Source organism: Burkholderia sp. Bp9143 (genome assembly GCF_003853645.1).
GTDB lineage: Bacteria > Pseudomonadota > Gammaproteobacteria > Burkholderiales > Burkholderiaceae > Burkholderia.
This window is the reverse complement of record NZ_QTPO01000002.1, coordinates 41,788-63,391: the sequence shown is the minus strand read 5'-3', so window position 1 is coordinate 63,391 and position 21,604 is coordinate 41,788. Positions and strand designations below refer to the sequence as shown.

At 67.9% G+C, this 21,604-nt stretch carries 18 protein-coding genes; 9 read left to right on the top strand and 9 right to left on the bottom strand.

The genetic code is table 11. From position 1 onward, the window contains the following. Positions 1-98: 98 nt before the first annotated feature. From recG to ubiA, 6 genes are all read left to right on the top strand, one after another. Positions 99-2,444: an ATP-dependent DNA helicase RecG gene (gene recG, locus DIE23_RS01720; RefSeq protein WP_124610525.1), complete on the top strand. Its 2,346-nt coding sequence runs from the start codon at positions 99-101 to the stop codon at positions 2,442-2,444. A 137-nt stretch (positions 2,445-2,581) separates the two neighbouring features. Beyond that, complete coding sequence (locus DIE23_RS01715; RefSeq protein WP_057926731.1) at positions 2,582-3,541, top strand: hydrogen peroxide-inducible genes activator; 960 nt, start codon at positions 2,582-2,584, stop codon at positions 3,539-3,541. A 640-nt stretch (positions 3,542-4,181) separates the two neighbouring features. Then, positions 4,182-6,368 (top strand): catalase/peroxidase HPI, encoded by a 2,187-nt coding sequence (gene katG, locus DIE23_RS01710; protein WP_124610524.1) that lies wholly within the window; start codon positions 4,182-4,184, stop codon positions 6,366-6,368. Positions 6,369-6,472: 104 nt separating this feature from the next. Further along, the gene (locus DIE23_RS39385; RefSeq protein ID WP_185646371.1) at positions 6,473-6,628 is read left to right on the top strand and encodes a hypothetical protein; all 156 of its coding nucleotides are present in this window, start codon (positions 6,473-6,475) and stop codon (positions 6,626-6,628) included. Between the two features lie 119 nt (positions 6,629-6,747). Continuing rightward, positions 6,748-7,236 (top strand): non-specific DNA-binding protein DpsA, encoded by a 489-nt coding sequence (gene dpsA / locus DIE23_RS01705; RefSeq protein WP_124610523.1) that lies wholly within the window; start codon positions 6,748-6,750, stop codon positions 7,234-7,236. A 286-nt stretch (positions 7,237-7,522) separates the two neighbouring features. After that, entirely contained in the window at positions 7,523-8,395 is an 873-nt protein-coding gene (gene ubiA, locus DIE23_RS01700) for a 4-hydroxybenzoate octaprenyltransferase (RefSeq protein WP_124610522.1), read from the top strand. A 93-nt stretch (positions 8,396-8,488) separates the two neighbouring features. On the opposite strand, the gene proC is transcribed toward ubiA, so the two are convergent. From proC to DIE23_RS01670, 6 genes are all read right to left on the bottom strand, one after another. Further along, positions 8,489-9,301 (bottom strand): pyrroline-5-carboxylate reductase, encoded by an 813-nt coding sequence (proC, locus tag DIE23_RS01695; RefSeq protein WP_124610521.1) that lies wholly within the window; start codon positions 9,299-9,301, stop codon positions 8,489-8,491. Positions 9,302-9,350: 49 nt separating this feature from the next. Continuing rightward, positions 9,351-10,049: a YggS family pyridoxal phosphate-dependent enzyme gene (locus DIE23_RS01690; protein ID WP_124610520.1), complete on the bottom strand. Its 699-nt coding sequence runs from the start codon at positions 10,047-10,049 to the stop codon at positions 9,351-9,353. Between the two features lie 122 nt (positions 10,050-10,171). Next, a complete protein-coding gene (gene glcF / locus DIE23_RS01685; RefSeq protein WP_124610519.1) occupies positions 10,172-11,398 on the bottom strand; it encodes a glycolate oxidase subunit GlcF in 1,227 nt (408 codons plus the stop codon). Positions 11,399-11,408: 10 nt separating this feature from the next. Then, complete coding sequence (glcE, locus tag DIE23_RS01680; protein ID WP_124610518.1) at positions 11,409-12,497, bottom strand: glycolate oxidase subunit GlcE; 1,089 nt, start codon at positions 12,495-12,497, stop codon at positions 11,409-11,411. A gap of 145 nt (positions 12,498-12,642) precedes the next feature. Continuing rightward, on the bottom strand, positions 12,643-14,136 hold the full coding sequence (locus DIE23_RS01675; RefSeq protein ID WP_124610517.1) for an FAD-linked oxidase C-terminal domain-containing protein: 1,494 nt from the start codon (positions 14,134-14,136) through the stop codon (positions 12,643-12,645). Positions 14,137-14,174: 38 nt separating this feature from the next. Continuing rightward, entirely contained in the window at positions 14,175-15,584 is a 1,410-nt protein-coding gene (locus DIE23_RS01670) for an FAD-binding oxidoreductase (protein WP_124610516.1), read from the bottom strand. Positions 15,585-15,724: 140 nt separating this feature from the next. On the opposite strand from DIE23_RS01670, the gene DIE23_RS01665 reads away from it, so the two are divergent. Together DIE23_RS01665 and hmpA are read left to right on the top strand one after the other, a co-directional pair. Then, on the top strand, positions 15,725-16,276 hold the full coding sequence (locus tag DIE23_RS01665; protein WP_124610515.1) for a cob(I)yrinic acid a,c-diamide adenosyltransferase: 552 nt from the start codon (positions 15,725-15,727) through the stop codon (positions 16,274-16,276). A 94-nt stretch (positions 16,277-16,370) separates the two neighbouring features. Beyond that, a complete protein-coding gene (gene hmpA / locus DIE23_RS01660) occupies positions 16,371-17,579 on the top strand; it encodes an NO-inducible flavohemoprotein (protein WP_124610514.1) in 1,209 nt (402 codons plus the stop codon). A 120-nt stretch (positions 17,580-17,699) separates the two neighbouring features. On the opposite strand, the gene aroG is transcribed toward hmpA, so the two are convergent. After that, on the bottom strand, positions 17,700-18,773 hold the full coding sequence (aroG, locus tag DIE23_RS01655; RefSeq protein WP_059465445.1) for a 3-deoxy-7-phosphoheptulonate synthase AroG: 1,074 nt from the start codon (positions 18,771-18,773) through the stop codon (positions 17,700-17,702). Here aroG and DIE23_RS01650 point away from each other — a divergent pair. Continuing rightward, positions 18,772-19,059 (top strand): hypothetical protein, encoded by a 288-nt coding sequence (locus tag DIE23_RS01650; RefSeq protein ID WP_185646370.1) that lies wholly within the window; start codon positions 18,772-18,774, stop codon positions 19,057-19,059. The two genes, aroG and DIE23_RS01650, sit on opposite strands and share 2 nt — an antisense overlap. A gap of 110 nt (positions 19,060-19,169) precedes the next feature. On the opposite strand, the gene tldD is transcribed toward DIE23_RS01650, so the two are convergent. Both tldD and DIE23_RS01640 read right to left on the bottom strand, forming a co-directional pair. Continuing rightward, a complete protein-coding gene (gene tldD, locus DIE23_RS01645; protein WP_124610513.1) occupies positions 19,170-20,636 on the bottom strand; it encodes a metalloprotease TldD in 1,467 nt (488 codons plus the stop codon). A 93-nt stretch (positions 20,637-20,729) separates the two neighbouring features. Next, positions 20,730-21,557, bottom strand: coding sequence for a carbon-nitrogen hydrolase family protein (locus DIE23_RS01640; protein WP_124610512.1), 828 nt, complete (start codon positions 21,555-21,557; stop codon positions 20,730-20,732). Positions 21,558-21,604 lie beyond the last annotated feature (47 nt).

The window sequence follows — 21,604 nt, the reverse complement described above, 5'->3', positions numbered from 1 at the left end:
CGCTATGATGGCGGGATGCGCGGCCTGGCCGGCGTCGTTCGTTCGGACGACGTGAAAGCCGCTATTGTACTTGCCTTGCGAAGCACCCAGACGATCCGATGCCTGTGTCACCACGCCGTTCCACCGCCGCCGTTGCCGATTCCGCCGATCCGTTCGACGCGGACGATGCCGCATTACCCGCGCAAAGCGCGGGGGAGGGCGGTTCCGTGGAGCGCGCGGAGCCGCGCGGTGCCGTGCCGCGCCGCGCGGGCCCGAAGCGCGGCGCCGACGGGCGGCTCGCGCAGCCGGCCGCCGCCGCACCCGAGGTCGAACCGGGCGCGGGCGGCGACGAAGGCGGGGCATTGGGCGCAAAGCGCAAGAAGAAGCCGGCCGCCGACAAACCGGTGAAGACGGCCGACAAGCTCGCGAAGCTCGGCCTCACGCGCTCGATCGATCTCGTGCTGCATCTGCCGATGCGCTACGAGGACGAAACCACGCTCACGCCGATCGGCGAGCTGCTGCCGGGCGGCATCGCGCAGACCGAGGGCGTCGTGTTCGACAACGAGGTCGCGTACCGGCCGCGTCGGCAGCTCGTCGTGAAGATCCAGGACGACGACGGCGAGCAGCTCGTGCTGCGCTTCCTCAATTTCTACGGCTCGCAGGTCAAGCAGATGGCCGTCGGCCAGCGGCTGCGCGTGCGCGGCGACGTGCGCGGTGGCTTCTTCGGGATGGAAATGGTGCATCCGGCGGTGCGGGTCGTCGAGGCGGATGCACCGCTGCCGCAGGTGCTCACGCCCGTCTATCCGAGCACGGCCGGCGTGTCGCAGGCGTATCTGCGCAAGGCGATCGAGAACGCGGTCGAGCGTACGCCGCTGCCCGAACTGCTGCCGCCCGAGATCGAGCGCGACTACCTGAAGCCGCTCGGCGTGCCGACGCTCGCGCAGGCCGTGCGCATCCTGCACCACCCGGGCGTCGATTCCGACGAAGCCGCGCTGATGGACGGCTCGCATCCGGCATGGACGCGCATCAAGTTCGAGGAGCTGCTCGCGCAGCAGATGTCGCTCAAGCGCGCGCACGAGGAGCGCCGCACGCGCGCGGCGCCCGCGATGCCGCGCCGCACCGCGGCCGATGCAGACGCGCTGACGACGCGCCTCTACGCGGCGCTGCCGTTCACGCTGACGGGCGCGCAGTCGCGCGTCGTCGACGAGATCGCGCACGATCTCACGCTCGCGCACCCGATGCAGCGGCTGCTGCAGGGTGACGTCGGCAGCGGCAAGACGGTCGTCGCGGCACTGGCCGCGACGCAGGCGATCGACGCCGGCTACCAGGCCGCGCTGATGGCGCCGACGGAAATCCTCGCGGAACAGCACGCGCGCAAGCTGCGCGCGTGGCTCGAGCCGCTCGGCGTATCGGTCGCATGGCTCGCGGGCAGCCTGAAGGCGAAGGAGAAGCGCGCGGCGATCGAGGCCGCGGCGCTCGGCACCGCGCAGCTCGTGATCGGCACGCACGCGATCATCCAGGACACGGTCGAATTCGCGCGGCTCGGCCTCGTGATCGTTGACGAGCAGCACCGCTTCGGCGTCGAGCAGCGTCTCGCGCTGCGCGCGAAGGCGGCGAACGCGGCCAACGGCGCGCGCGATTTCCAGCCGCACCAGCTGATGATGTCGGCCACGCCGATTCCGCGCACGCTCGCGATGACGTATTACGCGGATCTCGAGGTGTCGACGATCGACGAACTGCCGCCGGGCCGCACGCCGGTGCTGACGCGCCTCGTCGGCGATGCGCGGCGCGAGGAGGTGATCGCGCGCGTGCGCGAGGCCGCGTTGACCGGCCGCCAGGTGTACTGGGTGTGTCCGCTGATCGAGGAGAGCGAGACGCTGCAGCTGCAGACCGCCGTCGAAACCTACGAGACGCTGGCCGCGGCGCTGCCCGAGCTGAAGGTCGGGCTCGTGCACGGGCGGCTGTCGCCGGCCGACAAGGCAGCCGTGATGGAGGCCTTCACGCGCAACGACGTGCAGCTGCTCGTCGCGACGACCGTGATCGAGGTCGGCGTCGACGTGCCGAATGCATCGCTGATGGTGATCGAGCACGCGGAGCGCTTCGGCCTCGCACAGCTGCACCAGCTGCGCGGCCGCGTCGGGCGCGGCACCGCGGCGTCGGTATGCGTGTTGTTGTACACGGGCCCGCTGTCGCTCACCGGCCGCGAGCGGCTGAAGACGATGCGCGAGACGACCGACGGCTTCGAGATCGCGCGGCGCGACCTCGAGATCCGCGGCCCCGGCGAATTCCTCGGCGCGCGCCAGTCCGGCGCGGCGATGCTGCGCTTCGCGAACCTCGAGACCGACGGCTGGCTGATCGACCCGGCCCGCGACGCGGCGGCGCGACTGATCGCCGCGTATCCCGACGTGGTCACGCAGCATCTCGCGCGCTGGCTCGGCGCGCGGGAGCAATATCTGAAGGCCTGATTCGCGCATTCAGGGTCGGATTTAAAACCGCCATTCAGCGTTTATTCGGTGCGTCGCGATGCAGAGAAACTTGGCGAACCGGTGCCAACGGGTGTATAAATTAAACCTATCGCCTGTATATCCCTGATTGACCCACAATGACCCTGACTGAATTGAAATACATCGTCGCGGTCGCGCGCGAACGGCATTTCGGTCGCGCGGCCGAAGCATGCTTCGTGAGCCAGCCGACGCTATCGGTGGCGATCAAGAAGCTGGAAGACGAGCTCAACGTACAGATTTTCGAGCGCGGCGCGAGCGAAGTGAGCGTGACCCCGATCGGAGACCAGATCGTCACGCAGGCGCAGCGCGTACTCGAGCAGACCTTCGCGATCAAGGAGATCGCCAAGCAGGGCAAGGACCCGCTCGTCGGCCCGTTCCGTCTCGGCGTGATCTACACGATCGGGCCGTACCTGCTGCCGACGCTCGTCAAGCAGATGATCCAGCGCGTGCCGCAGATGCCGCTGATGCTGCAGGAGAACTACACGCTGAAGCTGCTCGAACTGTTGAAGCAGGGCGAGATCGACGCCGCGATCATGGCGCTACCGTTCCCCGAAACCGGCCTGATGGTGCGGCCGCTGTACGACGAGCCGTTCGTCGTCGCGCTGCCGGCAGGGCACCCGTGGGAGAAGCGTGCCGAGATCGATGCCGAGGACCTGAAGCAGGAAACCATGCTGCTGCTCGGCAACGGCCATTGCTTCCGCGATCACGTGCTCGGCGTGTGCCCGGAGCTGATGCGTTTCTCGCAGACGGCCGACGGCATCCAGAAGACCTTCGAGGGCTCGTCGCTCGAAACGATTCGCCACATGGTCGCAAGCGGGGTCGGCATCACGGTGCTGCCGCGGATGTCGGTCGCCGAGGTCGGCCCGCGCGCGAACGGCCCCGATGCCGAGCTGCTGTCGTACGTACCGTTCAACGAACCGGTGCCGGATCGCCGTGTCGTGCTGGTGTGGCGCAAGAGCTTCACGCGGATGCCCGCGATCGACGCGATCAGCGAGGCGATCGCCGCGTGCGATCTGCCGGGCGTCGCGAAGCTCGACATGCCGGCGACGATGAACTGAGCAGGGTGCGGCGCGCTTGAAGATGGCCGATGGACGGGGTCTTGCGACCCCGTTTATTTTTTCCTATCGAATAGATAACATTAATCGAATTCAAATATTCGATAGATAAAAATAGAATTCTCTACATGGATCGGCGTCGGATCGACAGTCCGGTCCGCACGCTGAATGCAAGCGTCAAAGGAGGATGTCATGATGCGGTCGGTATTGGAGCACGCGCAGCGGAACATCCCGTCGCGCGATGAGGTCGTAACTCGCGCCAGGGCCGTGGCCCGCAGCCTGCGCCCGATTGCGTTCGCGTACCTGGCGGATCGTGTGTATGGCGGATGAGCATCGCCGCACGCCGGTCCTGTGTTCCCCCGATTCACCCGCCGTCCAGCCATGAGGGAGCATTGCATGTCCGAAGTCCGGAAGCCCGAATGTACCGCCGGCGCAGCGCCGGCCGGTCGCCGATTCCTGGAGCGCCCCGCCTGCGGCGCTTCGCAACGGGAACGCGCATCGAAGGACCCGCACGACATCCCGTAGTACGACAGGAGGACCAACCTGTTCCGTTTCTTACCCCCGCAATGACACCCCACGAACCGCGCGGCACGATGCCGGGCCCGGTTGGTGGGGGCACATGAGCAAGCCTAGGAGAAAACGCATGTCGAACGAAAAGAAGTGCCCGTTCAATCACACCGCAGGCAGCGGCACGTCGAACAAGGACTGGTGGCCGAACCAGCTGAACCTGAACATCCTGCACCGGCACTCGGCGCTGTCCGATCCGATGGACAAGGATTTCGACTACGCGGAAGCGTTCGAGAAGCTCGACCTCGCGGCGGTGAAGCGCGACCTGCAGGCGCTGATGACGACGTCGCAAGACTGGTGGCCGGCCGACTTCGGCCACTACGGCGGCCTGTTCATCCGGATGGCCTGGCACAGCGCCGGCACGTACCGGACCGCCGACGGCCGCGGCGGCGCGGGCGGCGGGCAACAGCGCTTCGCGCCGCTGAACAGCTGGCCGGACAACGGGAACCTCGACAAGGCACGCCGGCTGCTGTGGCCGATCAAGCAGAAGTACGGCCGCAACATCTCGTGGGCCGACCTGCTGATCCTGACCGGCAACGTCGCGCTCGAATCGATGGGCTTCAAGACCTTCGGTTACGCGGGCGGCCGGGTCGACACGTGGGAACCGGACGACGTCTACTGGGGTTCGGAAAAGATCTGGCTGGAACTGAGCGGCGGCCCGAACAGCCGTTACTCGGGCGACCGTGACCTCGACAACCCGCTCGCGGCCGTGCAGATGGGCCTCATCTACGTGAACCCGGAAGGCCCGGACGGCAACCCCGACCCGGTCGCGGCGGCACGCGACATCCGCGAGACGTTCGCGCGGATGGCGATGAACGACGAAGAGACGGTCGCGCTGATCGCCGGCGGCCACACGTTCGGCAAGACGCACGGCGCGGGCCCCGCATCGGACGTCGGTCCGGAGCCGGAAGCGGCGGGCATCGAGCAGCAGGGTCTCGGCTGGAAGAGCGCGTACGCATCGGGCAAGGGCCAGGACGCGATCACGAGCGGCCTCGAAGTCACGTGGACGTCGACGCCGACGAAGTGGAGCAACGACTTCTTCAAGCACCTGTTCAGCTACGAATGGGAACTGACGAAGAGCCCGGCCGGCGCGCACCAGTGGGTCGCGAAGGGTGCCGACGAAGTGATTCCGGATGCGTTCGATGCGTCGAAGAAACATCGCCCGACGATGCTGACGACCGACCTGTCGCTGCGTTTCGACCCGGCTTACGAGAAGATCTCGCGCCGCTTCTACGAGAACCCGGCCGAGTTCGCCGACGCGTTCGCGCGCGCCTGGTTCAAGCTCACGCACCGCGACATGGGGCCGCGTGCGCGCTATCTCGGCCCGGAAGTGCCGGCGGAGCAACTGTTGTGGCAGGACCCGATTCCCGCCGTCGACCACACGCTGATCGATGACGCCGACGTCGCGGCGCTGAAGACGAAGGTGCTCGCATCGGGCCTGTCGGTCGCGCAACTCGTGTCGACCGCATGGGCGTCGGCCTCGACGTTCCGCGGTTCGGACAAGCGCGGCGGCGCGAACGGTGCGCGCATCCGCCTGGCCCCGCAGAAGGACTGGGACGTGAACCAGCCGGCGGCGCTCGCGAAGGTGCTCGAGACGCTCGAAGGCGTGCAGAAGGCGTTCAACGATGCGCAGACGGGCGGCAAGAAGGTGTCGCTCGCCGACCTGATCGTGCTCGCGGGTGCGGCCGGCGTCGAACAGGCCGCGAAGAATGCGGGTGTCGCGGTGACGGTGCCGTTCGCACCGGGCCGGATGGATGCGTCGCAGGCGCAGACCGACGTCGAGGCGATGGCCGTGCTCGAGCCGGTTGCGGACGGGTTCCGCAACTACCTGAAGAGCGCGTACAAGACGCCGGCCGAGGCGCTGCTGGTCGACAAGGCCCAACTGCTGACGCTGAGCGGGCCGGAGCTGACGGTGCTCGTCGGCGGCCTGCGTGTGCTCGGCGCGAACGTCGGTGACGCAAAGCACGGCGTGTTCACCGATCGTCCGGGCTCGCTGACCAACGACTTCTTCGTGAACCTGCTCGACATGGGTACGGAGTGGAAGCCGGTGTCGGCCGCGAACGACGTGTTCGAAGGGCGCGATCGTGCGACGGGCCAGGTCAAGTGGACCGGCACGCGCGTCGACCTGATCTTCGGTTCGCACTCGCAGTTGCGTGCGCTGGCCGAGGTGTACGGCAGCTCGGACGCGAACGAGAAGTTCGTACGCGATTTCGTCGCGGCCTGGAACAAGGTGATGAACCTCGACCGCTTCGACCTCGCGTGAATGTCGTGATGCGTTAGCGCAGTCACGTTGCAACGTGGAGCGGCCGGTCGCACGACCGGCCGTTTTTTCTTCCGATTCAAGCTCTTGTCGAAGGAGTGACGACCATGACGCAAATGATGCTGAACATGCGCGCCGCGTTCACGCCGGCCGAGTGGGTGCGCCGTATCGTCGGTTTCGCGATCGTCATCGGCGGTGCGGCCGAGCTGGTCGCGCAGGCGCTGCATGCGCTCGCGCCGATCGTCTCGAGTGCCGGCGGCTGAGCGTGGCGATTCGTTCGCCGCGCCAGGCCGGCAAGTAGCGAACGGATGCCGCGCGACGCGGCATGCGGATTGCTCGACGCATTTTCGCCGGTTCACATTTCGAATGAGGAGTCCCGAAGATGGCCAGGAAAGGCAACGCCACGCAGATCAACATCGGCATCAGCGACAAGGACCGCAGGAAAATCGCGGACGGCCTGTCGCGCCTGCTTGCCGATACGTTTTCGCTGTATCTGAAGACCCACAACTTCCATTGGAACGTCACGGGTCCGATGTTCAACACGCTGCACCTGATGTTCGAGGAGCAGTACAACGAACTGTGGCTCGCGGTCGACTCGGTCGCCGAACGCATTCGCACGCTCGGCGTCGTCGCGCCGGGTACGTTCGCGGATTTCGCGAAACTGTCGTCGGTGCAGGAAGCGAACGGCGTGCCGGCCGCCGAAGAGATGATCCGCCAGCTTGTCGAAGGGCACGAGACGGTCGTGCGCACTGCGCGCGAAATCTTTCCGATCGCCGATGCGGCGAGCGACGAGCCGACCGCCGACCTGCTGACGCAGCGCCTGCAGACGCATGAAAAGACCGCGTGGATGCTGCGGTCGCTGCTCGGGTAAGGTCGGTGCGGCCGGTCGCGCGCTGCGGCCTGCATCAGCGGGTGATCAGCGGGTACTCCGGCATCAAACCGGGGCCGGGCTGCCCGCATCGGATCGCATTCCGATCAGGTCGGACTGGCGCCCCAATGCATCTGTCCCTCGATCGGCGCGTGGGGCCGTCCGACCGCCTGCAGCGGGCTCGGGCGGCCGACGCGCGTGCCGCGGCACCCGGCCGCGGGCCGTCCCGACATGACGCGAACCGCCGCTCGGCTCTAAAATGCCGGGATTCTCTTCCCGGTGCTTCGCCATGCTTGCCCGCTTCCCCCTTTATCTGCGGCTCGTCCGGATGGACAAGCCGATCGGCAGCCTGCTGCTGCTCTGGCCGACGCTCAACGCACTGTGGATCGCGTCGAACGGTCATCCGCGCTGGCCGCTGCTCGTGATCTTTGCGCTCGGCACGCTGCTGATGCGCTCGGCCGGCTGCGCGATGAACGACTATGCCGACCGCGATTTCGACCGTCACGTGAAGCGCACGGCCGACCGGCCGCTGACGTCGGGCAAGATCCGTGCATGGGAAGCCGTCGCGATCGCGGTGGTGCTGGCCTGCATCTCGTTCCTGCTGATCCTGCCGCTCAATACGCTTACGAAAGAGCTGTCGGTCGTCGCGCTGTTCGTCGCCGGCTCGTATCCGTTCATGAAGCGTTTCTTCGCGATTCCGCAGGCGTATCTCGGCATCGCGTTCGGCTTTGGCATCCCGATGGCGTTCGCGGCCGTGCAGGACACGGTGCCGACACTTGCGTGGGTGATGCTGGTCGCGAACATCTTCTGGTCGGTCGCGTACGACACCGAATACGCGATGGTCGACCGCGACGACGACATCAAGATCGGCATTCGCACGTCCGCGCTGACGTTCGGCCGCTTCGACGTCGCGGCCGTGATGGCGTGCTATGCGATGACGCTCGGCATCTACGTGTGGATCGGCGTGACGCTCGGCTTCGGTCTCGCGTACTGGGCCGGCTGGGCCGCGGCGGTCGGCTGCGCGCTGTATCACTACACGCTGATCAAGGACCGAGAGCGGATGCCGTGCTTCGCGGCGTTCCGGCACAACAACTGGCTCGGCGGCGTGCTGTTCGCGGGGATCGCTGTGCATTACCTGATGGCGGGACCGGTGGGCAACTGAAGCGGCCGCGCGCCGACGCGCGCTGCCAACAAAAAAGCGGCCGAGGCCGCTTTTTTGTTGCAGGTGCCGGACGAGCGGCGGAGGTCGCGGCGCTTACGCGCGGCCGAGCTCGTCGCCCATTTCCTTCGCGCGTGCCTCGGCTGCCAGCGCGCCGCGCACGATCGCTTCCTTGACACCCTGCGCGTCGAACGACGCGAGCGCGGCGGCCGTCGTGCCGCCCTTCGACGTCACGCGCTCGCGCAGCACGCTCGCCGGTTCGCCCGATTGCGCGGCAAGCTGCGCGGCACCCGCGAACGTCGCGACCGCGAGCGCGCGGCCCTGTTCGTCGTTCATCCCGAGGCGGCGCGCGGCTTCCTGCAGCGCTTCGATGAAATAGAACACGTAGGCCGGACCGCTGCCCGAAATCGCCGTGACGGCATCGAGCTGCGCTTCGTCGTCGAACCATACGATCTCGCCGACCGCGCCGAGCACGTTCGACGCGAGCTCGCGACCGGCCGCGTCGACGCCCGGCAGCGCGGCGAGACCAGTCACGCCCATGCCGACCAGCGCGGGCGTGTTCGGCATCGTGCGCACGACGCGCGCGTAGTTGCCGAGCCAGCGCGCGAGATCGGTGCCGCGGATGCCGGCCGCGATGCTGATCACGAGCTGCGACTTCAGCTGCGGCGCGAGCGCCTGCGCGACGTCCTTCAGCACCTGCGGTTTCACCGCGAGCACGATCGCGTCGTAGTCCGCGAGCGTTGCGTCGATGGCCGCGCCGGTGCGGATGCCGAATTGCTGCGCGGCGCGCGCGCGGACGTCCTCGTTGACGTCGATGGCATACAGGCCGTCAGCGGCGACGCCGCGCTTGATCAGGCCGCCGATCAGGGCCGCGGCCATGTTGCCGCCGCCGATGAATGCGATTTTCATATGTCGGATTGAGCGAGTGAGTGAACGAAAAGGCGAAAAAGGGTGGCGCTCAGTGCGAATAGTCGCGTGCGCCGAAGATCGCGGTGCCGACGCGCACGATCGTCGCGCCTTCGAGTACCGCGGCCTCGAGATCGGCGGACATGCCCATCGACAACGTATCGAGCGGCAGGCCTTCGGCACGCAATGCATCGAACAGCGCACGCAGCGCGCGATGCGGCGCGCGTTGCGCGTCGGTATCGCCGGCCGGCTCTGGAATTGCCATCAGGCCGCGCAGGCGCAGTGCCGGTAGCGCGGCGACCGCGCGCGCGACGTCGGCCACGTCGGCCGGCGCGACGCCGCTCTTCGACGCCTCGCCGCTGATGTTCACCTGCACGCATACGTTGAGCGGCGGCAGGTGCGCGGGGCGCTGTTCGGCGAGGCGCTGCGCGATCTTCAGCCGGTCGATCGAATGGACCCAGTCGAACCGTTCGGCGACCGGGCGCGTCTTGTTCGATTGCAGCGGCCCGATGAAGTGCCATTCGAGCGCGGCGCGGAGATCCGCGAGCGCGTCGATCTTGTCGATCGATTCCTGCACGTAGTTCTCGCCGAACGCGCGTTGTCCGGCCGCATGCGCGGCGCGCACGTCGTCGGCGGGAAACGTCTTCGACACGGCGAGCAGCGAGACGGTGGCGGGATCGCGGCCGGCCGCGCGGGCGGCGTCGGCGATGCGGCGGTGAACGGAGTCGAGACGGGCGGCGAAATCGGACATGACGGGCACGGAAGCAGGCACGGGAAGCGAGTACGGCGGCGGATGCGGCACGGCACGCGCCGCATCGATTCGCCCATTATACGGACGGGATGCCGTGCGCGACCGGCCGGGCCGGCGCCGTGCTAGCCGTACAGCAGATGCTCGACGAGCTGGATCCAGTGCGCGACCGGAATCTGCGTGCCGCTTTGCAGGTGCGCGATGCAGCCGACGTTGCCGGACACGATCATCTGCGGCTCGAGTGCCTGCAGCTTCAGCAGCTTCTGCTTGCGTAGCCGGTACGACAGCGACGGCTGCGTCAGCGAATAGGTGCCGGCCGACCCGCAGCACAGGTGACTGTCGGCCGGTAGCCGCACGTCGATGCCGAGCGTCTCGAGCAGGCGCTCGACCTTGCCGCGCGACTGCTGGCCGTGCTGCAGCGTGCACGGCGGGTGGTACGCGACGGTATGGATGGCGCGGCGCCGCGCGAGCGTCGCGAGCTCGGCCTCGAACGCGAGCAGCACGTCGGAGATGTCGCGCGTCAGCGCGACGATCCGCTGCGCCTTCTCCGCGTAGGCCGGGTCGTCGCGCAGCAGGTGCGCGTATTCGAGCACCGTCACGCCGCAGCCCGATGCGTTCATCACGATCGCCTCGGCGCCTTGCTCCACGTACGGCCACCATGCGTCGATGTTGCGCCGCGCGTCGTCGAGCGCTTCGTCGTGGTAGTTCAGGTGCAGGCGGATCGCGCCGCAGCAGCCCGCGTCGGGCGCGACGATCGTCTCGACGCCGAGCGCGTCGAGCACGCGCGCGGTCGCGATGTTGATGTTCGGCAGCATCGACGGCTGCACGCAGCCGGCGAGCATCAGCATCTTGCGCGGATGCGTGCGCTGTGGCCATTCGAGCAGCCGGGTGCGCGGCGGCACCTTGTCGCGCAGCCGTTTCGGCAAGAGCGGTCGTACGTGCTGGCCGAGCCGCATGATCGGGGAGAACAGCGCCGCGTTCGGCACGAGGCTGGCGAGCACGCGGCGCACGAGCCGTTGCTGCACGGGGCGCTGCACTTGCGCCTCGACGTGCTTGCGGCCGATTTCGACGAGCCGGCCGTACTGGACACCCGACGGGCAGGTCGTCTCGCAACTGCGGCAGGTGAGGCAGCGGTCGAGGTGCTGCTGCGTGCTGCGCGTGACGGGCGCGCCTTCGACCATCTGCTTGATCAGGTAGATGCGGCCGCGCGGGCCGTCGAGTTCGTCGCCGAGCAACTGGTAGGTCGGGCACGTCGCGGTGCAGAAGCCGCAATGCACGCACTTGCGCAGGATCGCGTCGGCCTCGTCGCCGTCGGGCGTATTGCGGATGAAATCGGCGAGGTTCGTTTGCATCGTTCAGAGCTCAGAGATCCGGGTAGAGCCGGCCGCGGTTGAAGATGCGTGCGGGATCGAATGCAGTCTTCAGCCCGCGGTGAATTTTCATCAGCGGCGCGGGCAGCGGCGTGAACACGCCCGCGCTGCGGTCGTAGGACTCACCCGCGCGGAACAGCGTCGCATGGCCGCCGGCCTGCTTCGCGCTCATGCGCACCGTCTGCGCGTCGGCATCGGTGATCCACCAGCGCTGAGCGCCGCCCCATTCCATCAGCTGGGTGCCGGGCAGGTGCATCGGCTCGGTGATCGACGGCAGCGCGAGCCGCCACAGCGCGTAGCCGGGCGGGACGCCGTTGAAGAACGGGTCGGTGTGCTCGCGCAGGCCGGCCCAGAAGCGCTCGGCCTCGACCGCGTCGACGACTTCGCCGCCGAGCAGCGTCTTCGCCGATTTCACGGCGGCCTCGGCGCCGGACAGCCGCAGCACGAGCGTGCCGTTGCGCCAGCCGCTCGCGCTGACGGGCAGCGGATGGCCGCCCCATTCGTTGAGCTTGCGCACCGCGTCGGTCGCGCTCATCTCGAACTTCAGCGTGACTTCGGCGACCGGTACCGGCAGCACCTTGATCGACAGGTCTAGCATCAGCCCGAGCGTGCCGAGCGCGCCGGCCATCAGCCGCGACACGTCGTAGCCGGCGACGTTCTTCACAACCTGCCCGCCGAAGCGCAGCACTTCGCCGCGCCCGTTCATCAGCGTGACGCCGAGCACGAAATCGCGCGGCGCGCCGCAGGTCGCGCGGCGCGGGCCCGCGAGGCCGGCCGCGACGCAGCCGCCGACGGTGGCCGCGCGGCCGAAGTGGGGCGGCTCGAACGGCAGCATCTGGCCGCACTCGGCGAGGACGGTTTCAAGCTGCGCGAGCGGCGTGCCCGCGCGGACCGTGACGACGAGTTCGGCCGGGTCGTACGACACGACGCCCTGAAACGCGCGCGTGTCGAGTATTTCGCCGTCCAGCGCCTGGCCGTACCAGTCCTTGGTGCCGCCGCCGCGAATCCGCAGCGGCCGGCCGTCGGCACTGGCGGCACGGATGCGCTCGGCCCATCCGGCGACGATGTCGTCCTCTTCCATGTTCTGTTGCTGCCTCGTTGTTGTCCGGTCGATTGTACCGGGGTGGCGCGAATCCACATCGCGACTATCCCTAAGCCCTGTATCACGAAGGCATGCAGGCGCCGCCGCGCGCACGGCCGGCGCGGGCCGCGCAACTGCGCGGCGCTCAGAAGCGCGGCAGGTCGGGGTGCGGCAGCAGCCCCCCGCGCACGTGCTGGCGGCCGTACTCCGCGCAGCGCGCGCGGGTCGGGATGCCCTTGTCGGGGTTGAGCAGCCCGGGCGGATCGAACGCGCGCTTGACCGCGAAGAACGCATCGCGCTCCTGCGGCGAGAACTGTACGCACATCGAATTGAGCTTTTCGATGCCGACGCCGTGCTCGCCCGTCACGCTGCCGCCGAATTCCACGCAGCATTCGAGGATTTCCGCGCCGAACTGTTCGGCGCGGTGCAACTCGTCCGGATCGTTCGCGTTGTAGAGGATCAGCGGATGCATGTTGCCGTCGCCGGCATGGAACACGTTGATGCAGCGCAACCCGTAGCGCGTCTCGAGCTGCTCGATGCGGGCGAGCAGCGGGCCGATCGCGCGACGCGGCACGGTGCCGTCCATGCAGTAATAGTCGGCGGAAATACGCCCGGCGGCCGGGAACGCGTTCTTGCGGCCCGACCAGAAGCGCAGCCGCTCGCTTTCGTTGCGCGAGACCTGGATGCGCGTCGCGCCATGCTCGCGCAGCACGGCCGTCATGCGGACGATTTCCTCCGCGACTTCTTCGGGCGTGCCGTCCGATTCGCACAGCAGGATCGCCTTTGCGTCGAGGTCGTAGCCCGCGTGGGTGAACGCCTCGACGGCCTGGGTGGCCGGCTTGTCCATCATCTCCAGCCCGGCCGGGATGATGCCCGATGCGATGATCGCGGCGACCGCCTCGCCGCCCTTCACGACATCGTCGAAGCTCGCCATCACGAGCTGCGCGGTCTGCGGTTTCGGGATCAGCTTCACCGTGACTTCGGTGACGATCGCGAACATCCCTTCGCTGCCGATCATCACCGCGAGCAGGTCGAGGCCCGGCGTGTCGAGGCCGAGCGAGCCGAATTCGACGATCTCGCCGTCGATCGTGACCGCGCGCACGCGCATCACGTTGTGCACGGTCAGCCCGTATTTCAGGCAGTGGACGCCGCCGGAGTTTTCCGCGACGTTGCCGCCGATCGTGCACGCGATCTGCGACGAAGGATCGGGAGCGTAATACAGCCCGTAAGGCGCGGCGGCTTCCGAAATCGCGAGGTTGCGCACGCCGGGCTGCACGGTGGCGGTGCGCGCGTACGGATCGACCTCGACGATGCGCGTGAAACGCGCGAGCGACAGCACGACGCCGTTCGTGATCGGCAGCGCGCCGCCGGACAGGCTCGTGCCCGCGCCGCGCGGCACGATCGGCACTTCCATGCGACGGCAGATCTGCACGATCCGCTGCACCTGCGATTCGGTTTCGGGCAGCGCAACCGCGAGCGGCAGCCGGCGGTACGCGGACAGGCCGTCGCATTCGTACGGCGCGGTGTCTTCGTCGCGGAACAGCAGGCAATGCGTCGGCAGCACCGCCATCAGCGCCTGCACGACTTCGCGCTGGCGCTGCGCGCGGGTCGCGCTCGATAGTTCGACGGAAGCGTTCATTCAGTCTCCTGCGGGAGGTGCGTCATCGCTGCGCCGTGTCAGCACGTGAAGATCTTGCCGGGATTCATCAGGTTGCGCGGATCGAGCGCGAGCTTGATCGCGCGCATCGCGTCGATCGCGTTGTCGCCGTGCTCCTTCGGCAGGAAGCGCATCTTGTGCAGCCCGACACCGTGTTCGCCGGTGCAGGTGCCGCCGAGGCGCAGCGCGCGCTCGACGATCCGGTCGTTGATGCGCTCGGCTTCGTCGATCTCCTCGGGCTTGTCGGGATCGATCAGGATCGCGACGTGGAAATTGCCGTCGCCGACGTGGCCGACGATCGGGCAGGGCAGCGTCGACGCGCGCAGGTCGGCTTCGGTCTCCTCGACGCACGCGGCGAGTTGCGAGATCGGCACGCACACGTCGGTCGTCACCGCGCGGCAGCCGGGCTTCAGCTGCAGCATCGCGAAGTACGCGTTGTGGCGCGCGGCCCAGAGCCGCGTGCGGTCCTCGGGGCGGGTCGCCCATTCGAAGCCCTGACCGTTGTTCTGGCCCGCGAGCGCCTGCACCAGCTCGGCCTGTTCCTTCACGCCGGCCTCGGTGCCGTGGAATTCGAAGAACAGCGTCGGCGCTTCGGCGAGCGTCAGGTTCGAGTGGCGGTTGATCGAGCGCACCGCGAGCGAGTCGACGAACTCGACGCGTGCGATCGGCACGCCGATCTGGATCGTCTCGATCACGGTGCGCACCGCGTCGCCCATCGACGGGAACGTGCAGATCGCGGCCGACACGGCTTCGGGCAGCGGATGCAGGCGCAGCGTGATCTCGGTGATCACGCCGAGCGTGCCTTCGGAGCCGACGAACAGGCGCGTGAGGTCGTAGCCGGCCGACGACTTGCGCGCGCGCGAGCCCGTCTTCACGACGCGGCCGTCGGCGAGCACGGCGGTCAGGCCGAGCACGTTCTCGCGCATCGTCCCGTAGCGCACGGCGTTGGTGCCCGATGCGCGGGTCGCGGTCATGCCGCCGATGCTGGCGTCGGCGCCCGGATCGATCGGGAAGAACAGGCCGGTGTCGCGCAGTGCTTCGTTGAGCGCCTTGCGCGTGATGCCCGGTTCGACCGTGACCGTCAGGTCTTCCGCGTTGATCGACAGCACGCGGTTCATTTCGGACAGGTCGAGCGAGACGCCGCCGCGTACGGCGAGCAGGTGGCCCTCGAGCGACGAGCCGGCGCCGTACGGGATCAGCGGCACGCTGTAGAGCGCGCACAGCGACACGACTTCTCGGACTTCATCGGCGTTGCGGGCGAACACGACGGCGTCGGGCAGTTGCGGATCGAACGGCGATTCGTCGCGGCCGTGATGGGCGCGGACGGCGTCGGCGGTCGACACGCGCTCGCCGAAGGCGGCGCGCAGCGCATCGAGCATGGCGGGAGGCAGCGGGCAGCGCGTGGTGGCCGGCGGGGCAGGGTGATTCACGAACGTCTCCTGACGACTGCTTGTCAAACTTTCGGCCCATTCTACGCTGGAACGCCCGCTGCGCCCGCCGCCGCGGGCTGCGATAATCGCGTTCCAACCCAACCGGGCCGCATCGCGGCCGCGCACGAGAGGACATTCGCATGGGCAACCGTTTGAGCAAGATCGCGACGCGCACGGGCGACGACGGCACCACTGGCCTCGGCGACGGACGGCGCGTCGGTAAGGACGACGCGCGGATCGCCGCGATCGGCGACGTCGACGAACTGAACTCGAATCTCGGCGTGCTGCTCGCCGAACCGCTGCCGGACGACGTGCGCACGGCGCTCGTCACGATCCAGCACGACCTGTTCGATCTCGGCGGCGAGCTGTGCATCCCCGGCCATGCGGTGCTCGACGACACGCACCTCGCGCGCCTCGACCGGTGGCTGGCCGACTACAACGCGACGCTGCCGCCGTTGAAGGAATTCATCCTGCCCGCCGGCTCGCGTGCGGCGTCGCTCGCGCACGTATGCCGGACGGTGTGCCGCCGCGCGGAGCGCTCGATCGTCGCGCTCGGGCGCACCGACACGCTCAATGATGCGCCGCGGCGTTACGTGAACCGGCTGTCGGACCTGCTGTTCGTGCTGGCGCGCGTGCTGAACCGCGCGGATGGCGGCGCGGACGTGCTGTGGGAGCGCGGGCGCGTCCGCTGACCCCCGGTGTCGTTTTTCCGCGCTGCGACAATTTGCCCAAGGGGCATCGATTTTTAAAGATGTATTGTATGTGCATGTTTAACGGAGAACGAACATGACCCACATCACCGCTGATCAGATGGCTCGCGTGAAGGCCACTGCCCCTGTCCTCGCCGTGCACGGCGCGACGATCACGAAGCACTTCTACCAGCGCATGTTCGCGCGGCATCCGGAACTGAAGAACCTGTTCAACCAGACGCACCAGAAGACCGGCAGCCAGCCGGAAACGCTCGCGAAGGCGGTCTATGCATATGCGGCGAACATCGACAACCTCGGCGCGCTCGGCGGGGCGGTGTCGCACATCGCGCACAAGCACGCGAGCCTGAACATCCGCCCCGAGCATTACCCGATCGTCGGCGAGAACCTGCTCGCGTCGATCGTCGAAGTGCTCGGCGACGCGGTCGATGCGGAGACGCTCGAGGCATGGCGCGTCGCGTACGGCCAGCTCGCGCAGATCCTGATCGGCGCCGAGGCCGACCTGTACGCGGGCGCCGCGTGGAGCGGCTTCCGTCCGTTCAAGGTCGCCCGCAAGGTGCGTGAAAGCGACGAGATCACGTCGTTCTATCTGACGCCCGCCGACGGCGGCGAGGCGCCGACCTTCGAGCCGGGCCAGTACATCACGGTGAAGCGCTTCGTCGGCGATCTCGGCGTCGACCAGCCGCGTCAGTACAGCCTGTCCGACGCGCCGCACGGCAAGTGGCTGCGCATCTCGGTCAAGCGCGAGGCCGGCCAGCCGGAAGCGATCCCGGCCGGCAAGGTGTCGACGCTGATGCATGACGGCGTGGAGGAGGGGGCGATCGTCGAGGTGACCGCGCCGATGGGCGAATTCTCGCTGAAGCGCGGAGTCGATACGCCGGTCGTGCTGATCTCCGGCGGCGTCGGCCTGACGCCGATGGTGTCGATGGCATCGACGCTGGTCGGCGAAGGCAGCAAGCGTGAAGTGCGGTTCGTCCACGCATGCCGGTCGGGCGCGGTGCATGCGTTCCGCGACTGGCTGAACGACACGGTGCGCGAACACGCCAACTTCAAGCGCACGGTGCTGTACGAACTGGTGGGCCCGAACGACCGGGGCGGCGTCGATCACGACCTCGAAGGGCGCCTGACGCCGGAACGCGTGAAGCACGATGCGCTGGTGCCGGATGCCGACTACTACATCTGCGGCCCGATCGCGTTCATGAAGGCGCAACGTGACGCGCTGGTTGCGCTCGGCGTCGCGCCGGAGCGCATCAATACCGAGATCTTCGGCTCGGGCGCGCTCGAGTGAGATCCTGACGGCCGGTTTCGGCCATGGCAATGAGAAAGCCCGGCGTGAGCCGGGCTTTTTTTCGTGCGGCGCAGGCGGCAGGCCGCGGGCGGCACGCGCCGCCCCCGGGCCTGCCGGCGATCAGTTGCCGCTGCCGCGCGCGACGCGGCGTGCCTTCACCGATTCCGCGAGGCCTTCGAGCACCTTCACGCTGTCGTCCCACGCGATGCACGCGTCGGTGATGCTCTGGCCGTAGGTCAGCGGGCAGCCTTCCTTCAGGTCCTGGCGCCCCTCGACGAGGTGCGACTCGATCATCACGCCGACGATCCGCTCGTCGCCGGCCGCGACCTGGCGGCCGATGTCCGCGCACACGGGAATCTGGTTCTCGTGCTTCTTCGAGCTGTTCGCGTGGCTCGCGTCGATCATCAGGCGCGCGGCGAGGCCGGCCTTGCCGATGTCCGCGCACGCGGCGTTCACGCTGTCCGCGTCATAGTTCGGCGTCTTGCCGCCGCGCAGGATCACGTGGCAGTCTTCATTGCCGGCCGTCGACACGATCGCCGAGTGGCCGCCCTTGGTCACCGACAGGAAATGGTGCGGCTGCGACGCGGCCTTGATCGCGTCGACCGCGATCTTCACGTTGCCGTCGGTGCCGTTCTTGAAGCCGACCGGGCACGACAGCCCCGACGCCAGTTCGCGGTGCACCTGCGACTCGGTCGTGCGCGCGCCGATCGCGCCCCACGAGATCAGGTCGGCGATGTACTGCGGGCTGATCATGTCGAGGTATTCGGTCGCGGCCGGCAGCCCCATCTCGTTGATCTGCAGCAGCAGTTCGCGCGCGGTGCGCAGCCCTTCGTTGATCTTGAAGCTGTTGTCCAGGTGCGGATCGTTGATGAGCCCCTTCCAGCCGACCGTCGTGCGCGGCTTCTCGAAGTACACGCGCATCACGATCTCCAGTTCCCCCTTGAAGCGCTCGCGTTCCTTCACGAGCCGCCCCGCGTACTCGATCGCCGCCTTCGTATCGTGGATCGAGCACGGCCCGATCACGACGATCAGCCGGTCGTCCATCCCGTGCAGGATGCGGTGCATCGACTGGCGCGAGTTGTAGATCAGCTCGGACGCGGCCTCGGAGCACGCGAATTCGCGGATCAGGTGGGCGGGCGGCGTCAGTTCCTTGAGTTCGCGAATGCGGACGTCGTCGGTATTGTGCGGGGGCATGCTGTTTCTCCTTTTTCCGTGCGCCGTTCGGTTAGTGCGCGTGCGGCAGATTCATCAATTCAAGCGATTCAGTGATTTCGGTCGGGGCCGCGGGACCCGCTGCGGCGGCGACCGGGTGGCGAAGGGCGAAAAAAAACCGCCGGGTTCGCCGGCGGTTTTTTCGGGAATTTCGGTTGCGCTTTACGCGCCATCAACCCTCTCGATCCGCCAGCGGTCTGAGATGCCAAAAAAAGTAAAAATAAAACTTGGCGGACATGACGGAGATTCGGTTCGTCAAAAAAGTTGATTCGGAATTTATACCCCGTCGCCGTGCCGCTGGCAACCGGGGACGCTCAAAAATGCGGACAATCCGCGCGTTTTTGTCAAAATGCGCGGATTGTCTGCGCCGCGATGCGGTTATGCCGTACCGCCAACCGTCATCTTGTCGATGCGCAGGGTCGGCTGGCCGACGCCGACCGGCACGCTCTGGCCTTCCTTGCCGCATACGCCGACGCCCGAGTCGAGCGACATGTCGTTGCCGATCATGCTCACGTACTTCAGCGATTCCGGGCCGCTGCCGATGAGCGTCGCGCCCTTCACCGGGTAGGTGACCTTGCCGTTCTCGATCATGTACGCCTCGGACGCCGAGAACACGAACTTGCCGTTCGTGATGTCGACCTGGCCGCCGCCGAAGTTCACCGCGTACAGGCCGTTCTTCACCGACGCGATGATTTCCTGCGGATCCTTGTCGCCGTTCAGCATGTACGTGTTGGTCATGCGCGGCATCGGCAGCGCCGCGTACGACTCGCGCCGCGCGTTGCCGGTGACGGGCATCTTCATCAGGCGCGCGTTCAGCGTGTCCTGGATGTAGCCCTTCAGGATGCCGTCCTCGATCAGCGTCGTGCACTGCGTCGGGTTGCCTTCGTCGTCGATGTTCAGCGAGCCGCGGCGATTCGGCAGCGTGCCGTCGTCGACGACGGTCACGCCCTTCGCGGCGACCCGCTCGCCGATCCGGCCGGCGAACGCCGACGAACCCTTGCGGTTGAAGTCGCCCTCGAGGCCATGGCCGATCGCCTCGTGCAGCAGCACACCCGGCCAGCCCGGCCCGAGCACGACCGTCATCGCGCCGGCCGGAGCGGGGCGCGCGTCGAGGTTCACGAGCGCCGCGTGCACGGCGTCGTCGACGTAGCGCGACAGCACTTCATCGGTGAAGTAGCCGTAGTCGAAGCGGCCGCCGCCGCCGCCGGAGCCGATCTCGCGGCGGCCGTTCTGCTCGGCGATCACCGTGACCGACACGCGCACGAGCGGGCGAATGTCGGCCGCCAGCGCGCCGTCGCTGCGCGCGACCAGCACGACGTCGTATTCGCCGGCGAGGCCCGCCATCACCTGCGTGACGCGCGGATCGCGGCCGCGCGCCATCTGCTCGATGCGCTCGAGCAGCTTGACCTTGGCGGTCGCGTCGAGCGACGCGAGCGGATCGGACGGCAGGTACAGGTCGCGGCCCGAGATGCCCTTCAGCGACGTCGCCGCCTTGATCTTCTGGCGGCCGCCGCCGGCCGCCGCGATCGCCTTGGTGGCCGCGGCCGCCTGGGCGATGGCTTCCGGCGACAGGTCGTCCGAGTACGCGAACGCGGTGCGGTCGCCCGCGACCGCGCGCACGCCGACGCCCTGGTCGATGCTGAAGCTGCCCGACTTCACGATGCCTTCCTCGAGGCTCCACGCTTCGCTGCGGGTCGCCTGGAAGTACAGGTCCGCGTAGTCGACGCGATGCGTGAAGATGTCGGCGATCGTGCGCGTGAGCAGGCTCTCGTCGAGGCCGTACGGCGTGAGGAGGATGTCCTTCGCCAGCGCAAGATTGCGGATGCCGGGTTCGATGATGTTCATGCGGGTATCGAGGGTTCTCAAAAAGTTGTCGGGTGCGTTCTGGGCAGATGGGTTGGCCGGGCGGCGTTTCAAGCGCCGCGGCGGGTCAGCGGTTCAGGCCAGCACGCGATGCCGCCACGCGGGCAGGCTCTGGCGCACGTCGGCGATGCGCTGCGGATCGAGCGCGCCGGTCACGACGCTCGCGCCCTCGTCGCGGACCGCGACGATCTCGCCCCACGGGTCGATCAGCATGCTGTGGCCCCAGGTGCGCCGGCCGTTCTCGTGCTTGCCGCCTTGCGCGGCCGCGAGCACGTAGCACTGGTTTTCGACGGCCCGCGCGCGCAGCAGCATTTCCCAGTGCGCGCGGCCCGTCGTATACGTAAACGCCGACGGTACGACGATCAGCGCGCAGTCGCCCATCCTGCGATACAGCTCCGGAAAGCGCAGATCGTAACAGACCGACAGGCCGACCCGCCCGAACGGCGCGTCGAAGGTGACGACCGTGTCGCCCGCGCGGATCGTGCGGGCCTCGTCGAACGATTCGTCGCCTTTCTCGAAGTTGAACAGGTGGATCTTGTCGTAGCGGGCCGCCTCGCGGCCGTCCGGGTCGAACACGAGCGTCGTGTTCAGCACGCGATCGGGTTCCGGCGCCTTCAGCGGCAGCGTGCCGCCGATCACCCAGATGCCGTGACGATGCGCGGCCTCCGCGAGGAAGCGCTGGATCGGGCCGTCGCGATAGGGTTCGGCGAGCGCGAGCTTGTCGGTGTCGCGGTGGCCCATGAAGCAGAAGTACTCGGGCAGCAGCACGAGCTGTGCGCCGTCGCCGGCCGCTTCCGCGATCAGGCGGCCGGCTTCGGCGAGATTGCGTGCGACGTCCGGCGTGCTCACCATCTGCAGCGCGGCGACCCGAAAGGGTGTGGCGGAACGGGTGTGATCGGTCATCGCTGGATCGGTTGCGTCATAAATGGGGTGCGGCCCGGCACCATCGA